Annotated in this window: 19 protein-coding genes; 8 read left to right on the top strand and 11 right to left on the bottom strand. The window is 41.0% G+C overall.

What is annotated here, in order from left to right; genetic code table 11:
* Positions 1-54 precede the first annotated feature (54 nt).
* Positions 55-378, top strand: a complete 324-nt coding sequence (locus tag DFR63_RS02920; RefSeq protein ID WP_115884242.1) for a hypothetical protein — start codon at positions 55-57, stop codon at positions 376-378.
* Between the two features lie 189 nt (positions 379-567).
* Positions 568-1,113 carry an NADPH-dependent FMN reductase gene (locus DFR63_RS02915; RefSeq protein ID WP_115884241.1) on the top strand — a complete coding sequence of 182 codons (546 nt, stop codon included), beginning with the start codon at positions 568-570 and terminating at the stop codon, positions 1,111-1,113.
* Between the two features lie 111 nt (positions 1,114-1,224).
* Here the strand turns inward: DFR63_RS02915 and DFR63_RS02910 are convergent, their stop codons facing one another.
* On the bottom strand, positions 1,225-1,581 hold the full coding sequence (locus tag DFR63_RS02910; protein WP_115884240.1) for a YflT domain-containing protein: 357 nt from the start codon (positions 1,579-1,581) through the stop codon (positions 1,225-1,227).
* A gap of 905 nt (positions 1,582-2,486) precedes the next feature.
* Here DFR63_RS02910 and DFR63_RS02905 point away from each other — a divergent pair.
* A complete protein-coding gene (locus DFR63_RS02905; protein ID WP_115884239.1) occupies positions 2,487-2,582 on the top strand; it encodes a type I toxin-antitoxin system Fst family toxin in 96 nt (31 codons plus the stop codon).
* 351 nt (positions 2,583-2,933) lie between these two features.
* Entirely contained in the window at positions 2,934-3,944 is a 1,011-nt protein-coding gene (locus DFR63_RS02900) for a lactonase family protein (RefSeq protein ID WP_115884238.1), read from the top strand.
* A 483-nt stretch (positions 3,945-4,427) separates the two neighbouring features.
* Here DFR63_RS02900 and DFR63_RS02890 read toward each other — a convergent pair whose 3' ends face one another.
* From DFR63_RS02890 to DFR63_RS02880, 3 genes are read right to left on the bottom strand one after another with little or no spacing between them, the layout of a single operon-like run.
* Positions 4,428-5,675, bottom strand: a complete 1,248-nt coding sequence (locus DFR63_RS02890; protein WP_115884236.1) for a peptidoglycan bridge formation glycyltransferase FemA/FemB family protein — start codon at positions 5,673-5,675, stop codon at positions 4,428-4,430.
* A 24-nt stretch (positions 5,676-5,699) separates the two neighbouring features.
* Positions 5,700-6,962, bottom strand: coding sequence for an aminoacyltransferase (locus DFR63_RS02885; RefSeq protein ID WP_115884235.1), 1,263 nt, complete (start codon positions 6,960-6,962; stop codon positions 5,700-5,702).
* 15 nt (positions 6,963-6,977) lie between these two features.
* Complete coding sequence (locus DFR63_RS02880; RefSeq protein ID WP_115884234.1) at positions 6,978-8,228, bottom strand: aminoacyltransferase; 1,251 nt, start codon at positions 8,226-8,228, stop codon at positions 6,978-6,980.
* A gap of 562 nt (positions 8,229-8,790) precedes the next feature.
* On the opposite strand from DFR63_RS02880, the gene DFR63_RS02870 reads away from it, so the two are divergent.
* Both DFR63_RS02870 and DFR63_RS02865 read left to right on the top strand, forming a co-directional pair.
* Positions 8,791-9,270 carry a helix-turn-helix transcriptional regulator gene (locus tag DFR63_RS02870; protein WP_147302194.1) on the top strand — a complete coding sequence of 160 codons (480 nt, stop codon included), beginning with the start codon at positions 8,791-8,793 and terminating at the stop codon, positions 9,268-9,270.
* 191 nt (positions 9,271-9,461) lie between these two features.
* Positions 9,462-9,809, top strand: a complete 348-nt coding sequence (locus tag DFR63_RS02865; protein ID WP_115884231.1) for a c-type cytochrome — start codon at positions 9,462-9,464, stop codon at positions 9,807-9,809.
* A gap of 171 nt (positions 9,810-9,980) precedes the next feature.
* On the opposite strand, the gene DFR63_RS02860 is transcribed toward DFR63_RS02865, so the two are convergent.
* The 4 genes from DFR63_RS02860 to DFR63_RS02845 form a co-directional block, all read right to left on the bottom strand.
* The gene (locus tag DFR63_RS02860; protein ID WP_115884230.1) at positions 9,981-11,711 is read right to left on the bottom strand and encodes a GMC family oxidoreductase; all 1,731 of its coding nucleotides are present in this window, start codon (positions 11,709-11,711) and stop codon (positions 9,981-9,983) included.
* 313 nt (positions 11,712-12,024) lie between these two features.
* Positions 12,025-12,804 (bottom strand): acetoin reductase, encoded by a 780-nt coding sequence (locus tag DFR63_RS02855; protein ID WP_026859791.1) that lies wholly within the window; start codon positions 12,802-12,804, stop codon positions 12,025-12,027.
* Between the two features lie 114 nt (positions 12,805-12,918).
* A complete protein-coding gene (locus DFR63_RS02850; protein ID WP_115884229.1) occupies positions 12,919-13,761 on the bottom strand; it encodes a hypothetical protein in 843 nt (280 codons plus the stop codon).
* Positions 13,762-13,954: 193 nt separating this feature from the next.
* Positions 13,955-14,515 (bottom strand): DUF488 domain-containing protein, encoded by a 561-nt coding sequence (locus tag DFR63_RS02845; RefSeq protein WP_115884228.1) that lies wholly within the window; start codon positions 14,513-14,515, stop codon positions 13,955-13,957.
* 117 nt (positions 14,516-14,632) lie between these two features.
* On the opposite strand from DFR63_RS02845, the gene DFR63_RS02840 reads away from it, so the two are divergent.
* On the top strand, positions 14,633-15,313 hold the full coding sequence (locus DFR63_RS02840) for a TVP38/TMEM64 family protein (RefSeq protein ID WP_115884227.1): 681 nt from the start codon (positions 14,633-14,635) through the stop codon (positions 15,311-15,313).
* A gap of 141 nt (positions 15,314-15,454) precedes the next feature.
* On the opposite strand, the gene DFR63_RS02835 is transcribed toward DFR63_RS02840, so the two are convergent.
* The 3 genes from DFR63_RS02835 to DFR63_RS02825 form a co-directional block, all read right to left on the bottom strand.
* Positions 15,455-16,876: a sodium:solute symporter family protein gene (locus DFR63_RS02835; protein ID WP_115884226.1), complete on the bottom strand. Its 1,422-nt coding sequence runs from the start codon at positions 16,874-16,876 to the stop codon at positions 15,455-15,457.
* A gap of 243 nt (positions 16,877-17,119) precedes the next feature.
* Complete coding sequence (locus DFR63_RS02830; protein WP_115884225.1) at positions 17,120-17,374, bottom strand: hypothetical protein; 255 nt, start codon at positions 17,372-17,374, stop codon at positions 17,120-17,122.
* Positions 17,375-17,396: 22 nt separating this feature from the next.
* A complete protein-coding gene (locus DFR63_RS02825) occupies positions 17,397-18,659 on the bottom strand; it encodes a Y-family DNA polymerase (protein ID WP_115884224.1) in 1,263 nt (420 codons plus the stop codon).
* Positions 18,660-18,831: 172 nt separating this feature from the next.
* On the opposite strand from DFR63_RS02825, the gene DFR63_RS11980 reads away from it, so the two are divergent.
* Complete coding sequence (locus DFR63_RS11980; RefSeq protein ID WP_115884223.1) at positions 18,832-18,924, top strand: type I toxin-antitoxin system Fst family toxin; 93 nt, start codon at positions 18,832-18,834, stop codon at positions 18,922-18,924.
* Positions 18,925-18,981: the final 57 nt, after the last annotated feature.

Below are 18,981 nucleotides of genomic sequence, written 5' to 3'. Positions count from 1 at the left end.
AAACTGCGAGTGAACTTCAGAGAAATGGGTAATAATTTATAGAGAGGTGAGGATATGGTCAATGATGTACAGTTTTATATATATACTATTTTAGCAGTAATCATTTTATCAATGGCTGTCGGATTTTTTACGAAAAGATATTTTATTATGCCGGTATTAACGCTGGTTTTTATGGGAATCGCAGCTTTTGTGCTGCCAAACTTTTACGACAACCTCGAATGGCAGCCGCTGGCTGGGTACGCAGCATTTTTAGCAGTTCTGTCATTCGTAGTTTCAATGTCAATGTGGGTAGTTAAGAGAAACCGCCGCCGCGCTAAGGAACTCCGGAACGGACCCGGTGAAACTATCGACGAAGCAGAACATAAAAAGGAAATATAAGATGATTTTTGACACCGGCCGCGGCCGGTGTCTTTTTGTGGTGTACAGCGGGGTATGCAAAGTTATACCGACCGGATTCACATCATTCATCCTGAATACTATCCTTAAAATAGGGTAAGCAATATAATGTAGACCTTGTTATTGAACTGACGCTGGAATATTATTTTGTAAAGAAAAGGATGATTTAATATGGCTAAAGTTGGTATTATTGTCGGCAGTACGAGAAAAGAATCTTTTTCGAGAAAAATTGCTGAAAATGTCGCTCCTTTATTCCCATCGGACTATGAACCGGAGTTTATAGACATCGCAAACCTTCCATTATATAACCAGGATTACGATGAAGACAGCCCCGAAGAATATACAGCATTCCGCAAACAAGTCAGAGAAATGGATGCAATTTTATTTGTTACTCCCGAGCATAACCGCAGCGTGTCAGCTGCCTTGAAAAATGCGCTCGATACCGGTTCGAGACCTTACGGTGAAAGTGTGTGGGATATGAAACCGGCGGCGATTATCAGCCAGTCGATCAGTAATTTGAGCGGCTTCGGTGCAAATCATCATTTACGCCAATCCCTCGTTTTCCTGAACATGCCGGTCGTTCAGCAGCCGGAAGTTTATCTTGCGAACTCGCAGAATTTACTCGACGAAAATGATAAAATCACTAATGAAGATACGATTCAGTTCCTGCAGACATTTGTAGATGCTTTCGTTGAACTGATAAAAAGATATCAATAGGGATGATAAACCTCCGTTTTGATTAAACATTTCAGAACGGAGGAATTTTTCTGCACAAAAAACTGCGTCGCCCGGCATAGTGGGGGACACAGCTGTAAATTTTATATTCTGCTAAGCTAAAAGGGTATCTAAGTTTACACCATACGCTTCAGTGACAATTAGAAGTACGGCACCTTTATCTAACTCAGCCTCATATTGTTTTGCCTGATTTTCATCAAAACCGATGTTTTGTAATTTGTTGCGTAATTCATCGCCTTTTTTCTTGAAAGCAGTTTTAACAGCGTCAGCAACACCTTGTTCGCTCATACCGATAGTATTAGCACCGGAGTTGTCTGCGATACGCTTCGTACGATCATCATCGTGGGTCACAACGTAGACGTCTTTAGTATCTACCTTGTTGGATTTTAGAATTTCAATTGCTTCCTGGATTTTGTCATCATCATGATACGTTTTAATAAATGGTGCCATAATAATATCCCTCCAAATAGTTTGTTCATTGAACACATTACTGTATATATCCGTGGCCGAAAGTTTTAAACATAGTGAGTGATTAAAAGATAAAGATCTCGTGGCACGATGCAGGTGCGTCGGATACTGCAGCGGGAGCAGCCGTGTATAAATAGAGCTCGTTATCAAATAAAAGAGCAAAACATAGTATGTGAATTATGTATCATAATATATTTTTAAGATATGCCTACCGAAATAGGTCACTGTACACCCGATATTCTACTGTATACACAACTTCCTATAATATATGTTATGTAAACTTTAGTGTGTATAATAAAATATCTATCAAATTTATGTGTTTTTATATGCTGATTTAACTTAATTCATTTATATATTTAACTGGTTAATTTTTGTCTGCTCAGCTGCAGATCGCATTTCCTTTTCGTCTGTCTCTGTGCAGCTCAATCTGCCTGTCATCCGCCAGGCTCATTCTAAGCCTAGTTAATCATTTGCTATGGATAATCCTTCAGCTGCATCCTTAAAATCATTCTCAGATTGAGCTGATTTTACCTTAATTATGTATTTCCTTATTCATATGATTATATACGGATATTTCCAGTTTTAACTTTAAATCTAAGTTTTACGTACATTTCATCTGATTTCTAATGATGGCTGGATTTCTTCCTGATGATACGTATATGCATCAATTTTGACAGTTTTTCTCCATAATTCATTAAATTCACATCTTATGAGAACTACAATTGGATTCGGATTTTATCGACTTTAATTGTCAGAATATTATAATTAATTATATTCTTCTTTAATATCCGCCCTATTATTACATATGTAAGAGGTATGATTTATGGTAAAATTAGAAAGGCTGTCCAATTCACTTCCGTGCCGGTAGCATGGAAGGAGGTGTTATCATGCAAAGCACTTTACTGGAATTACTGTTTGCGCCGTTACTTGTCGGTGTGATTGTCTCACTGTTCACTTATTGGCTGAACAATGATGATGAATAGCCGGACAGCCGCCAATACACCATTAAAAAACCCCAATCTACTGGAATAGATTGGGGTTTCGGTGTTTCATGCTCAGCACTTTACTTGTAAGTACATTATACCATCTGGTTTTACTGTTGTAAAATGAAACAAATTGATAGTTAGATATTCTCCTATTGCACAGCTAAACTGCACTTTCAAAAGGTTATCCAAAGCTTCATGGTTAATATTTTTTCATAATCCATGTTTTTACACCCATTCCTCATCCAGTACGCCCTTTTTAATCAGTTTCACTATTCCCCTTTTTAAATTTCATATTCAGGGTATACAGTAACGTAACAATTTAATCGCTTAAAATCAGGAGGAGATTAAATGATTGGATATATAGGCACTTATACCCAGGAAAAAAGTAAGGGTATTTATCGTTTTAATTTAGATACTGAAGCTGGTCAATTGAGCGGCGGCGACTTAATTAAAGAATTTCAAGGCCCCTTATATTTAAATTTACAGAATGATAAATTATATTCCTTAAAGCAGGACGGCGATACAGCAGGTATTGTGACGTTTGAGATTGAAAATGGCGAGCTTAAACTCATCGAAGAATGTCTGCCGGAAGCTGAAAACGGCTGCTACTTAAGTCCGTCTTCTGACGGCAAGTATATGCTCGATGCCGTTTACAGCACAGGCAAGGTGCGTTTATATAAAATGGACGACCGCGGCGCAGTCACTGAACGTCTGGATGTTTATCAGGTTGAAGGTAGCGGTCCGCACGAGCGACAGGATCATGCCCATTCGCATTTCGTTACGGAAACGCCGGATGGCAAATATTTCGCTGCTGTCGATTTAGGTGCAGATAAAATCATTACATTTAAAATAGAAGAAGGACGTCTCGTTAAAGTAGCGGAGTCTAAAGTCGCGCCTGGCAGCGGCCCGCGTCATCTGGTGTTCAGCGATGCCGGAGATTATGCATATATCGTCACGGAGTTATCCAACGAAGTAATTGCAGCAGAATATGTTAATGGTAAGTTCACGCCGGTTGCTGCTTACTCCACTCTGCCGGAAAATTTCACTGAACATTCTCAGGCAGCAACCATCCGCAAGCATCCGAACGGTAAATATATTTACGTGACTAACCGCGGCCATAACAGTATTGCAGTATTTGAAATTAAAGATGGCGGTCAGTCACTGGATCGTCTGCAAATTGAATCATCCGACGGCAACTGGCCGCGAGACTTCAATATTACACCGGACGGCGGGTACTTAGTATGCGCCCATGAGAAATCCCACAACCTTGTGCTGTTTAAAATTAATGAAGATGGCACAATCTCTCGTTTAGACAGCGAAATCGAAGTTCCGGAAGGAATCTTCGTGGATTTCCTTTAAAAATAAACAGCACAATGACGAGATAAACGAGCTGCTCGGTCATTGTCACTTCCACAGTGACGAGATAAACGAGCTGTCCAGTCATCGTCACTTCCACAGTGACGGGATAAACGAGCTGCCCGGTCATTGTCACTTCCACAATGGCGCGCTGGACGTCTTACTGTGCCATTGTCATTTCCACAATGGCGCGCGAGCATACAAATCCAACAAAAACGCAGGCAGCACTTCGAAAGTGCTGCCTGCGCTCCTATTTTAATAAAAGAATATCACAACTATGGTTCTCGCCGCATAATAAATAAGCAAAAATTTAAGAATCGATTTAAAATACGGCGTGTTTTCTTGTTTTTTAAGTTTAATAATCGCTGCTGCTATTATTCCCGGCAATACCAAATACCAGATCACATAATTATTAAACACAATACTCAACAGCAGTTTAATAAATTCATATATTTCTGCAGCCAGTCCCATGCGCGGCGGATTCTTTTATATCTTCCCTAGTTTTTTCGCTATCGTATACACGGGTTTGTTAAATACCTTATCAAAGGTGCCCGGCAGTTCTTCGATATACGGTGTAAAGCCGCGTTTAAAACGATAAACGCCGTAGTCCTGCGCCTGATCGGTAAAGTCGCCTGTCAGGCCAAAGAAGTTGAACCGCTTTACGCCTAATTCCTTCGCTTTCTTAATCATTTCCCAAGTCGCAAAGTTCGTACCTTTAAAAAATGACAGTTCCGGATAGCTGCCGCTGAACAGATAAACCATCTCGTGGTTGTTGTAATAGTACATGCCTGCTGACAAATCGAGTTCCGTCCCGAATTCCGCTTTGAATTCTTCCATTTTCCGAATCCGCTTATCTTTGCTCAGAAGCTGTTCTTTATGTTCGTTCACACGTTTCTTCTCGCGTTTCGTCGCCGTACCGTTCGCGGTTTTCTCTTCAATCTCCGCGATATTAGCCAGTTCCGCTTCACGTTCTTCCTGCAGCTGCTCCAGATACTTATCCACATTCACATGTGTCAGCACTAAAAACATCCGGTCTTTCAGCGTATTCAGCAGATTTCTAATTTTCTCTGCCGGTACCGGATCAAAACCGATGCGTTCTTCTGTCTCTTTATATATATCGATAAACTTATCGTACTCATCTTCATCCAGCAGCTTTAACTCAAGCGGCATCGTTTCTGTCTGACGTGTATTGTAACGTGTCGTTACATCCATCTGCTTCAAAATATCATCCAGCGGCTTATCAACATCAATGACTGCCTGATAGCGTAACAGCTCTTCAGTAATAAGCTCTGTCGTAAAGCCGTGATGGTTATAACCGAGATTCTCATATATAGAAACAATTTCCTGGTTATTACGCTCATCCGACTCAACCACATTACCATCATGGTCACGCATCTGGTAAATAGTATACGGAGAATGAATCATCTGCAAAGCACCGTTCTTCTTCACGTACGTATCGATCTCTTCCAGGAAGAACTTCAAACGCTCATTCGAAAAGTCATTAATCAATGGTCCCGTATGTGACGTAAACAGTCTGAACTTCTTCAGCACTGAAGTCGCACTGAGTAATGACACTCCTGCCAATTCTTCACCATCATATAGCCCGAGCAGATGTGTTTCATTCACACGTGATATATAATCGTAAAACATCTCATCATGGAAATAGTGCATATGCCCGTTATATGTTTTTACAAATAATCTAAATGCTTCTTCTGTTATTGGTTTTACTTCCATCGCTGGATCAAACCTTTCTATGCTTTACTTATTCAGTCCAAGTTTCGCTTTTACCTTATAAACGTTATGCTGCATCGGCGCAATTACTTTAACAAAGTCGCCAACGAGCTCTTCAATCTCTGCATTGAATCCGCGTTTAAATCTGTAAACACCGTAGTCTTCCCCGTCCTCTGAGAAGTCACCACTCACGCCGTAGAAGTTGTAGCGTGAAATATTATGCTCGATACAATACTTCATCATCTCAAGGTGCATTTTATACGGTCCGACAAACTGCGGATACTCAGAAGTACTCGCCCCTGAGTTATAGACAAGCTCATACGGTGTTTCGAAGTAAATGCCGGCAGCAAGATCCAGCACGTTGCCTTCTTTCTCATGAATGACTTTCGCCTCTTCAAGATCACCCGTAAGATTCGTCACTTGTTTTTCCATTTCTTTTATCTTGTTTAAAGTCTTATCATTCTTATTCTCTTTCGCCTGCATCGTCTCCAGGCGCGCACTAACATCATCTAACTCCTTCGTCAGATTCGCCACATACTTATCAAGTTCAATATACGTATAAGGGATTAAGACCTTATCGCCGTACGACTTCTTAAAACGTGAGAAATATCCCTTAGGATCAGGGTGAGTAAAGAAGCCCTGACGCTCTGAAGTATCAGCGTATAATTTAACGAACTTATCAATCTCATCAACTTCAAGGAACCTAAACCCGACACCGTACTTCTCTACTTTTTTCATGTTTCGCTTACGCTGTGAGTCGAATGACTTAACGAGCGCCTTCTCATCTTCAAACGGAGTCATATCTAAAACGCTCATCCAGCGTGCCTGTGACGTTTTAGAATAACCACGTGTAAATCCTTCATGAGCGTAGCCGAGAGACTCCAGGAGCTCAATTAACGCATCCTGAGCTGGGTATTCTTCTTTTTCTACTACATCTTTATCATACTTCTTGTAAATCCAGTTCGGATCGACTTTAACGTATGAACAGTTGTTCTTCTTAAGATATTCCGTTAACCCTTCAAAATAGAAACGTACCAGCTCTAAATTATGGTAATCGAGTACCGGCCCTCTATTCGAGTAATAGAAATATTTGCCCATAACTGTCGGCTGCAGGGTAAACAGACAAGCAGCAACTACTTTACCTGCATCATCCTTAGCACCGAGCAGTTTAACAGTCTCGCCGTTCATTTCACGGTTGGTTTTATTTTCAAGCATCTGGAAGAAAGCCGCCTCATGGCCTTCCTCTATAAACGCCGCATATTCTTCATCAGTCAATTCTAAAAACTTCATGCGATTCACTCTCTCTTATTTATTACGAAGTCTGTTTAACGTCTTATACGCCTTGTAAGCCGGCGCATTAATCGGTTTGATAAAGTCCCCGATATACTCATTCACTACAGCATTGAACCCTTTCTTAAACTGAATTACACCGTAGTCCTCAGCATTCTCAGTAAAGTCTCCGCTGATTCCGTAGAAGTTGTACTGGTCTATGCCCTGGTCCAAGGCATACTGAATCATTGTCCACTGAATTAAGTAGCTGCCTGCAAAGTGGCGGAAGTCATTGTCCGTTCCCCCTGACAGATAAGTCACTTCATGCGGTGTCACTATAAAGTACGCACTCGACAATGGGAGTTCCTTGCCGTGAGTTTTCAGTAAGGCTTCGCCTTCAGTCAGCTTCGCATCGATGTTCTCAAGCTGCTCACTCAAGTTTTTAATTTTATTCTGGTTCTTCTCGTTATCCGGGTCACGCTCTAACGCACGTTCCGCTTTTTTGATACTCTTTTCCATCTTCTTCTTATCCTGCGCAATAGATGCGTTATAATCCTCTAAGTCCACATACACCATCGGAATCATGACTTGATCTTTAAAGTAACGTTTTCTTTCAACATAGAAACTTTGACCTCTGTCATAAAACGACTTCATTTCAGACGTATCCTTCATAAACTTACTGAAAATCTCGATATTATCGATATCTAGATACTTAATATGAAGCCCGTTTTTCTCCGCCTTCTTAATATTACGCTTACGGAGCGTGTCCATTTCATCGAATACTGTCTTTTTATCTTTCCCTGCAAGATCCAGCACTGAATGCCAGCGCACCTGGACAATCGGGTCAAAACCATTTTGAAAACCGTCGTGGTCGTAGCCGAGTGCTTTAAATTGATCGAAGATATAATCGTTCTCCATACTCTCAATAACTTCGCCCTCGTGATTGCGTTTATTAATCACTTCATACGGGTCAACACGCAGGTACATGACTTTCTTCGGTTTCAAAAATTTCGTCAATCCATCAAAGAACGCCTTGAATACAGCTTCGTCACTGTAGTCGAGAACCGGTCCTCTATTCGTATATGCATATTTAAATACTTTCATCACAGGTGTCAGCGTTACGAGGCAGGCCGCCTTCACAACGTCAGCATCTTTCACGCCGACTAAATACGTTTCAATCCCGCTATCTGTTTTTTGTGTGTAGTTTTGCTCTGTCTGGGTGAAATGACTGAAATGTTTAGCCGTGTAGTCATTGAATTCTTCCAGTGTTAACTCTGTAAATTGCATAATGGCACTCCCGTTCATCAATTCTCAATCTCTAATATAATAACAGATTTCAGTGTGTGTTTCATCTAATTACATAGACGGAAGCCGCATGAATCAAACTAACTTCTTTATATATTACGATATAATTCCGATGCGTGAGTCAAATTGGCCGCTTGGAGTACAACGGGGAATGACCGTTGTACTTTAAATTTTGTTTTCTTGTAGATTTAGTTATAAAAATATTAAAAACGTAAGCTAACATTTGTTTATCAGAAACTTTCATACCTTCTAATGCTAAGTTTTCAACGATTTTTTTATTAATTTTAGAGTCAACAGTTAACATGTCCTCCAATCTTTCTACCGATAAAATTCGCCCATATAAGCGAATTAGTATATCCAGTTCGCCTTTTAAGACGAATTATTATACAATGTAGTTATTACATTAAAGGAGCTGGTTTTCATAATTTCCATGCTGATTCTGGATGTGTCCAACAGTACTAAGGCACCACCTGAGATATACAACCATCTCTCCCGCATTGAACGAAAACTGCAGGATTTGAATACGTTTGATAATAAATTATATATGAAATATCACATAGGCGAAGAGCTGTTTATCTTATCGTCACAGCCGCATTACTCTATTCTTTTAGCATTTTATGCAAAATCATTATGGCCTGCTTCAGACTTTCCATTAAAGTGCAGTTTCCATACTGTCGACGACTCTTACCCTGAATACTATCCTGACCGCTGGGATCATCCTTCTATAAAAGCAGTCAGAGAGTCACTGCAAACGATAAAAAAATCAAAAGTCCAGGATTTTTCATGCCCGGATATGCCGAAGGGTATCGAAATTGCATTAATGTATGCAACTGATATTTTCAGGACGGTAACCCCGCTGCAGCAGGAAGTCATGCAGTATTATTTAACAGGTATTACTCAGAAGGAAATCGCAAAGCTGACAAAGCGATCGGTGTCGACTATTTCCAAACATGTACATGCATCCCGGGTCAAACAGCTAACCGAAATTATTGATTACGTTATAACCCATTACGAACTGGAATAGAAAAACCGCTGTCAGAATAGCTGACAGCGGTTTTTATTTCTATACATATTAAAGATTTTAAGAATGACATTCATGATCCGGTCGAATAAATCCAAAGTTAATGAAAACGATTGCAAATATTCTTCGGTAATGCTTAAAATTGTGATATATTAAAGGTGTATCAGTATTTAAAATTTTGAGGGGGTCAGTTTATGAATTTGAAGAAATTTCTAATGGCCGGCGGTCTTTCTATGGTGCTTCTTCTGGGTGCTTGCGGGAGTGGCGAGGAAGAGGCTTCTGAAGAGCCTGCAACAGAAGAAGACAGCAGCGCTTCAAGCGGTGATGTCGATGCTGAAGGTATCGCTCGTGATAACTGTGCTTCATGTCATGGTCAAGACTTCTCAGGCGGTATGGGTCCAGCGCTTGCGGGTATGAGTCTCAGCGAAGATGAGTTCAGCGAAATCGTACGAAACGGTCAAGGACAGATGCCTGCTTTCAGCGAAGATCAAATTAAAGATGAAGAACTCACTGCACTTCACACTTTCTTCAGCGAACAGTAAAAAGAAAGACCTTTTCTTAATAAACTCCGCCTAAAGCAGACACTTTAGGCGGAGTTTTCTCTTGAAATCATTACAAAAAGACGACCCGATGATTTCCTGCTTTCTAATTAAGTTATTAACTTGAAAAGATAAAAAAAACACACGCAAAATTTGCGTGTGTTTTTGTCTGTCTTAGTTTTCTAATCTCTGGTTGTCTTTATGATATTTAATTATTCCTTCAGCACAACGATACGCTATCGCGCCGACTGTCCCTGTCGGGTTGTTTCCTGAGTTGTGTACAAACGTACTGGATCCTGCAACAAACAAGTTGTCACGATCCCAATGCTGCAGCCAAGTGTTAACTACGCTGTTCTCAGGTTCTGTACCCATTGGAGTACCACCTGAAATATTTGTTGATTGATAAGGCACAATATCATATGCACCGATATCATCATTTGATACATCTATATGTTTTGCACCCATCTTCTCCATAATATCCTTACATTTCCCTGTCAGATATTTATTTCTTGCATTGTCTTCTTCTGTCCAATTGTAAGTGAGCATGACCTGCGGATTTCCAAATGCATCCTTGTATGTTTCATCCAGGTCCAGGTAATGATCTTTATGCGGTCCTGTATGTGCCATAGAATATACTTCTAATGTTCTTGTAAAGTTTTTAATTGATTCTTCTTTGAATTCTTCTCCCCACTCAGGCGTATCTTTACGAACTGTGTTCGATAAAATAGGACGGGCACCTGTTTGAGTAAAGTGGATTGATCCGCCGTGAATAAAATCAAGATCATCATGATCAAAGTTATCGCCGTTAAAATCATCCAGAATCATACCCAGTGCACCTGCACCCATAAATGTATTAAACTGTTCATCAAAGAAACCGGTTGCACCTAAACCAGTCTGGTAACAGTAATTACTTCCGAGTGTCCCTTTTTCTGTTTCAGGATTATATTGTTCTCCAATATCTGAAACTCTGAGCAGCTTATAGTTATTAAATAAGAAGCTTGTTAGTACAACAACATCTGCTGGCTGGAAAAATTCTTCACGCGTCATAGTGTCTATGAACTTCACACCAGTTACTTTTTTATCATCATCTTTATCAGTAACAATTTCAGTAACGTTTGAATTATAACGTATTTCATAGTTCCCAGTTTTTTCTGCTGTTTTTAATACTGTCACGTCAGGAGTCGCTTTAGCGTCATACTCACATGCAAAACGTTCACAGAAAGCGCAGTATTGACATTGATTTAATACTTCACCGTCGGGGTTTTCATAACTCTGTGACATATTGGCAGACGGCATCATAATAGGATGTAAATCCAACTCTTTGGCTGCTTTTTCAAACAATCTTAAAGATTTTGTTTTCAGCATAGGCGGGTTGGGATATGGGCTGGAGCGTTCCTCACCGAGCGGGTTTTCTTCACCGCTGACTCCGGCAGTTTTTTCGAATTTATCATAGTATTTTTCCATCTCATCAAAGGTGATGCCCCAGTCGCGATAACGAAGTCCAGAATCTTCTCCAAGTTTATCTTTTCCGTATTTTTCTTCTGTCATCGTCTTAATTTCAAAGTCATACGGCATGTAACGGTCAGTTTGACCATTCCAGTGCGTCCCGGCGCCCCCGCGTCCACTGCCAGGTAAAAATGAACCTAAACGACGAACAGGCAGTGCACGTTCGTCTCTCGAATTTCTAAAAGTTAAAGTTTCGACTGAAGTGTCCTGCATCAGTTCATAGCGCTGGGCATACTTTAATTCATCATGCACATGCTGATAATCAGTGGTATCCCGGTAAGGTCCACGCTCTAAACTTTTAACTTTCAATCCTTCTTTCGCAGTTTCTGCAGCAACAATTCCGCCTGTCCAGCCAGCTCCAATCGTTACAACATCTACTTTATCTAACTCTTTTGCCATTTCTTTATCCTCCTATTATTTATACCCGTATCTTTTCATAAAAATCGCATTTCCAAATGTATCCTACAATAGATTATTGTAACATTATTAATATATTATGTAAGAGTTCAAAGAAATATAAGTTTAAATTGATAATTATCATCACAAAATATTATTACCATGTTTAATGAAAACTTGAGCAATTCGGCTCAGCATTTCCCCAGTAGTGTTAACCTGACTATTTTCATTGCTATACCTCAAATATCAAAGAGCACCCCTAATCAGAGATATCTGATTAGGGGTGCTTCGCTTTTACAGATTAAAAATTTGAAGATTATCTATAGACAATACCGCCATCAGTTAAGATAGCCTGACCAGTAATATATCCTGCATCTTCAGAAGCAAGGAATGCTACTAAGTTCGCCACATCTTTTGGTTCCTGAGTGCGTCCTAAAGAAATAGAAGAAGCGTATTGTTCTAATGCTTCGCCTTTCTTAGTACCAATAACATCCATAAATTTCTCATCTAAACGTTCCCACATTCCAGTTGCAGCAATACCAGGGCAATATGCATTAACGGTAATATCATCTTTGGCAAATTCTTTCGACGCAACTTGAGTTAAGCCGCGCACTGCGAATTTAGATGCACTGTAAGTTGACAGGAAGTCGAAACCTTCGTGCCCGGCAATACTTGATGCATTGATAATCGTTCCGCCGTGGCCCTGCTCTTTCAGCTGCTTGGCTGCTGCCTGAATTCCAAATAGGACACCTTTAACGTTAACATCTAAAACAAAATCAATATCTTTTTCAGTAATATTCTCTATCTGCTCAACTGCGCCTTCAACACCAGCGTTATTTATATAAACATCTAATTTACCAAACGTATCTACTGCATGTTTAACCAGGGCAGTGTGATCATCCTGTTTTGAAACATCCGCGACTTTTGCTGTCACTTCGTAGTTTTTACCTTTAAGTTCTTCTAAAGTCTCATTAAGCACTTCTTCATTAATATCACTTAAGACAACTTTAAAGCCGTTTTCGCCTAATTTTTCTGCAATACCTTTACCTAAACCTTGAGCTGAACCTGTAATTACTGCAACTCTGTCTAATGTCATGATATATAGCCTCCAATTAGTTTGTTTATATATAATATTATATACTTTTTATGTTGTATTTACTAAATTTTCGCTCAATTAAGATGCGGATATTAAATGTTCCCTTCCAAAAAACTATCTCTGATACATCCCCAGTATTCTTTTCCACTCCTGCTGCGCATCCTGGTCTCCAGATATCTCAAATTCTACTCTTGGTGGGTATTCTCCATATGTACCTTCATCATCGTACTCACCGAATCCTGATGAAAAACTCATATTTTCTTTTTTACCAATCAGTTCATAAACCACACCGTTGTCGGCCAGCATATACTTGTGGATATTTGTATCCGGCAGCGCTAATCTGGAGTAGCCTTCAGCTGTACCCGGGAATGGTGCGTCCGCATCTTCTCCAAAGTCTCCGCTTGCAGGCTGATAAAATGCCACGCCGCCGACAGCATGTATATCAAAATGATCGAAGCCGGGGTTATCCTGATTTTGAGTTTGTACTTCACCATCAGGCGTCATAGCATACCAATCCCCGTGTCCTGCTGCTCCATGACTGAAGTACATATTGGTTACTGCCATATTTCCAATTTCGGCGCGTTCTATCGCCCAGTCATAGAAGTGCTGGGTCATTTCCTGCTGTTCTTCCATAGTGAACTCTTGTACAGCGAGTTCAGCTGTTTCTTCTTCAACAGCTGCAGTTTTCTTATTGTCATTCTGCGATGCCGCTTCACCTTCTGAGTCTTCTGCCTTATCCGCTTCACTAGCCGTATTTTCTTCGGCTTCTTCTTTTTCTTTCTCTGCCAGTTCTTTCCGCAGCTCTTCATTTTCTTTTTCTAATTCCGTCAACTCATCATTGGATTGTTTTTCGGTTGACGCTGTTTCTTCCTGACTGTCCGCTTCACTTTGTTCAGCCTGTTCATCACCGCAGGCACTGACAAACAGAATCATAAGTAACACACTGATTCTTTTCAAGTAGCTTCTTCCTCTCTCAGATTAAGTTTGGTCTATTACTTATAATATATACTATACATTTATGTGAGCAATTGATATAAACGGCTTCGAATCCCCGGTTTTAGTCATATCTTCTTCAAATGAGTCCCATATATAAAAACCCGTCCTGTGACTTAGGCAGGTCTTGCATTATCAATATACAATTCTTTTAAATTTACTTATTCGTTGTTTTCTTAGGATAAACGACTTCCCCATCATCTTCTATAATTGGCATGGCACCCCATTGTCCCAGCTGATGCGGGATTATTTCTATTTCACCTTTATTATTCACTATTATATGATTAACATCCACATCATGGGCAGTTAACCAGTTACTAACGATTAAACGGTGGCATCTGGATGGATGACGTTCAGCACATAAAATAGCGACTGTATTTTCTTTCGCATCTTCCATCAGCACCTTGATGCCTTGTTTAAAGTCGTCTGTCAGCGTGTAGTCTGCGTAGTTATGAAATGATTGATTTTTCCAGCCTTCATTCAAATTTTCTCCTACAGTGCCTGACCGTTTTCGTCGTCCGCCGAGCAGCTTATTATGAAAATATTTTACATCACTATCTTCTAGCCACGTCTGAAATGATTCTTGATTATATTGCGGATGGCTTTTACTGTCAGGAAATGCCCGCACATCCATCACGAATGTCACATCTGCTGTTTGCAGCATTTCCTGAAATTTATCGAGTGAATAATCAAAATGACCGACAGTATAAATACGCATAGACCAGACTCCTCCTGTAATTTTAAAATTTTTAAATATCTATTCCCTTTTCTTGAGACCTTAGTTAAAGTAAAGAGATATATCATCCGATAAAAATTCGAGGAAAGAGGAAACATAATGAATTCAGAAAAAGATTATACCGATGATTTTTCTCTCCGTTCAATCATTTCCCTATTAACTTTAGTAGTATTCATAGGCATATTGATATGGTTAAGTTTTAATGTACATATTCCAAAGCCTGCAGTTTTAAAAGAGATAATTCAGGGATACGGCTGGGCTGGCTGGCTGGTTTTTATCGGCATTACAGCCCTGATTGCTATTACCCCGATCCCTATCACTATCCCAGCCTTAGTCGCAGGTTCTCTATATGGTGTTATAGCCGGCAGCTTATTTTCTTTTACCGGTATATTACTCGGTTCTTGGATTGGCTACTGGTTAGCGAGACTCACAGGTAAAAACCTGACATTCAAACTCCTTGGCAGACATGGACCGACGGTTGAAAAATATTTGAATAATGCAGGTTTCTTAGCCATGTGTACGGCACGACTGATTCCGGGACTGCCCTATTGGCCAGTCAATTACGGCGCAGGTGCTTTAGGTATCAGCCAGTACGTCTTTTTGTCAGCAACCTTGATTGCTTCCATCCCGGGGCAGGTTTCACTTGTCTCCCTTGGCGCCTTCGCAGCCCATCAGTCTCTCTTTAACGGCATCATCCTGGTTACAGCCTGGATTACGACGCTCGCAGCCATTTGGATTTCTTACCGTTACTGGCGAAATAAACGTAAGGATAGTAAATAACCGTCTAAAAATCACAGAAAGGACAGACACAGGTGATTAAAAATAGGGTTCAGTGCTAGAGATGATGATCTCAAACACTGAACCCTTTGTCTATCAATATTCTTAAGTTAATGATATTGCCATTTTGATTGCATTTAATTTTTATGCTTTAACTGTTTCTTTACCATTTGTGATGAATGTCACTGCAAGCAGTATAATCACAGACACCGGCAGCCCAATGAAGATGGGATGTAAACCGAAAGGATGTCCTGCAATCTGCCAGAGGACGGCGATAATCAGTCCGCTCCACATGGAAGCAAGACCAGCGGCCTTCGTCACCTTTTTCCAGAACATGCCAAAGATTACCGGTGCAAACAAACCTGAGACTGTCATCGCCGTACCGGTCACCATCAGATTGACGAGTCCAGGAATGGTGAGTGCCAGCACAAGTGCAATAACGGATATAATCAATACCGACAACCTGCTCCATAACAGCATCATTTTATCACCGTGATGTGAAAAGTTCGGTCTGATGATATCATTGACGAGCGAAGACGACCCTGCCAGAAGGAAAGAGTCCGCACTGGATATGACGGCTGCGAGCAGCACGACAATCATAAAGACGACCAGCGGAAAAGGAAAGACTTCATCAACGACGCCGTAATAGACGAGAACTGGATCAATATTTCCAAGCTCGAGGCCGTAGCGGCTGAGTACACCGATGGCGACAGCAGCCGCACCGATCGTTACCGCGACGATCATGGAAATAATATATCCGCTGCCTGCTATTTTTATACTGTCGGCTGCCCAGACCCGCTGCCAGAGATCCTGCCTGACAAATTGGAAGACTGCAAGCGTGAGAAGATAAATCATTATCTCACCCGGTGTAATATTCATCACGCTGAGCATATCGCCTTCACCGGCAGATGCGGCCCGGTCCGCAATCGAACCCCAGCCTCCTGCAGCTATCAATACTGATGCAAACAGCAGGACGATACCGAGCACAAGAATAATTCCATGGAAAGTATCCTGCCAGATGACGGTCTTCAGGCCGCCGAAATAAGTTTTAAGCGTGAGCAGTATCCAGCCGATGATCATTCCAATCGTAACATCCAGGCCGAGAGTCACGTTCAATATCGTCGCGATGGCGACAAACTGCATACCGGTCATCGCACAATATGAAAATAGTATACTGATGACTGTCGGTATGCGCGCCTTCTCACCATAACGCATTGCAGTATAGTCACCGATTGTGACCATCTTATAAGTCTCTCCAAGACTTCGGACACGATTGAGGACAAACAATGCAAAAATGATAACGCACGTAAACATAGTAATATGTATCCACTGCTGGCCCATGCCGAGGCTGTAACCATTCTCCATGTAGCCGAGCAAGGTCGATCCCCCGACCCCGGTACCGATGAATGTCAGGATTAAAGGGAAGAATGAAACAGTTCTGCCGGCAACATTATAATCCTCATATGTTTTCGTCTTTCGGTTGATATACAGAGCCAGCAAAATCAATAATATGAAGTACACAAAAACAATAACTGATAAGATGATTCTCTCATTTCCATCAAACAAATAACCACTCGCTTCCTTAATTTTGAATTGTCATGGGTGTAATGAATTATGCTGCTAAAGCATCTTTTTAATAATATCATATCTTAACCTGAACCACCCATACTGCCACAGAAAGCATTAAATCACTGCAAAGTTTAAGCAAGTAAACATTCACTAAAGTCATTCAATTGATATCGCTCATTTTTAATTATCTTAACCATACTAAAAAAGCGCCCGGCTACTCACCGGACGCTTCATCTATTCCTACATAAACAATATGCTGACTAAAAATATCCCTGCAACGTTAACCAGGATCGCTGACAAACTCAGTTTCTTCGCTCTGCCTTCGCCGGTTTGCGTGATTAAGAGGATGACCACACTTAATATCGCAAGACCAATGGCTATATAATACGGCAGGCCCATCGGTGACAGGTAAATATTGCCCGTTTCATTCGCTGCGATCGCCGTAATCAAGTAGATTAAGTTCAGTATTGATAAAATAAGCATCAGTATCCGCATCATATCACTCCTTATCCATAATCTACCTTTTATGGCCGGCGATTAAACCTTCCCGGAGTTTGAGTGTAGAGGCTTCGGTACAGCTGATGGCCCGCATAACGCTCAGCTGGCCGTATTTCACTTTCAGTGCATCGATGGTCTTCATCAGCGCTTCTTCTTTCAGCATTTTATCGACGTCCTGAAAGAGTGAGACCTGTTTCTGGCTGTCCGGGATAAAGTTCGTCAGTGTGACGCTGATCGTCCGGTAGAGCGCATACGGATCTGCGATTTTCTTCAGCTCCTGCCAGAGTCTTTTCATAATCACATCTTCACTGTTGGTGCCTTCTTTAATCGTAAACTGCTTGCGGTAAATATGCCCGTCTTTCGTGCCGACGGAAAACTGGATTGTTTTCGCCAGCTGGTGCATGAGCCGCATACGGTGCGTCACTTCATCCACATGTTCAAACAAAACAACATACGTTTCGCTGAACTTGTAATCGCGCATGAGAATCTGGCTTTTTGCGATCGACGGCGAATGGACTTTATGTTTTTCGCTGATTTTGCTGAAGTCGATGCCGTTAGCGTGCAGATGCCAGTCGACACCGATAATGCCAAAATCCCGCTTCAGGTACGCGTGCGGATAGTTAGCAAGATCTCCGATATTAAAAATCCCCCTTTGATTCAGCTTCTTTTCGCTCTTCTTATTAATGCCCCAGAATTTACTTAAAGGCTTGATATGCCACATTTTTTCCACGACATTCTCGTAGCGCCATTCGGCAATCCCGTCGGGCATGTGCTTCGCTTCAATATCCAGAGCCACCTTGCTTAACAGCAAATTATCACCGATTCCGACGGCACATTCGATTAAGGTCTCTTCATATATTTCGGTTTTTATCTTCCTGGCAAGCTCTCTCGGTGAAGCGGCAAACAAGTGATAGCTGTGTGTGACGTCCATGAAGAACTCATCGATGGAATACTGGTGAAAATCTTCAGGTGCAACGTATTTGAGGGCAATTTCCGTAATTCTCATAGAGTAATCCAAATAGATTTTCATGGAAGGATTGATGATAAAAATATCGCTGCGTGCCGGAATCTCAAACAGCCTGGATCCTGTTTTAATACCGAGCTTCTTTAATTCAGGCGTTGCCGCCAGCACAACAGACCCCATGCTCTTGGTATCCCCGACAACGGCGAGCTTGGTCGTTTCTGGATCCAGCCCCTTTAGTCTGCATGACACACTCGCAAAGAAACTTTTCAAATCAATGCACAGAATATCGTACTGCGGACACAGATTATAGTCATACATAAATACCACCCCTATACAGAACATATGTTCTATATTAGCATAAGAGTGCCAAAAAATACGGGTTTTAATTTTGATTTTCTAAAAACAATCGAACAAACGTTCTATTTTCGGTATAATTAGTATATCGCCTATCTATCCCGGGCGAAATATTGACCGGGAGGAGGTGGAGAAAATGGACTTTCTTTTTGTAGAAATTTTAGCACCTGTAATCACCGGGTGCCTGGTTGCGATCTTTGTCTGCTGGTTGGACAAACGTAATGAATGATAGGCGAAAAACCACACCAAAAAACCCCCAATCTACTGGCATAGATTGGGGGTTCGG

The sequence above is a fragment of the Jeotgalicoccus halotolerans genome (assembly GCF_003387165.1).
Lineage (GTDB): Bacteria > Bacillota > Bacilli > Staphylococcales > Salinicoccaceae > Jeotgalicoccus > Jeotgalicoccus halotolerans.
The sequence above is the reverse complement of the archived record's forward strand: the minus strand, read 5'-3'. Positions and strand labels throughout refer to the sequence as shown.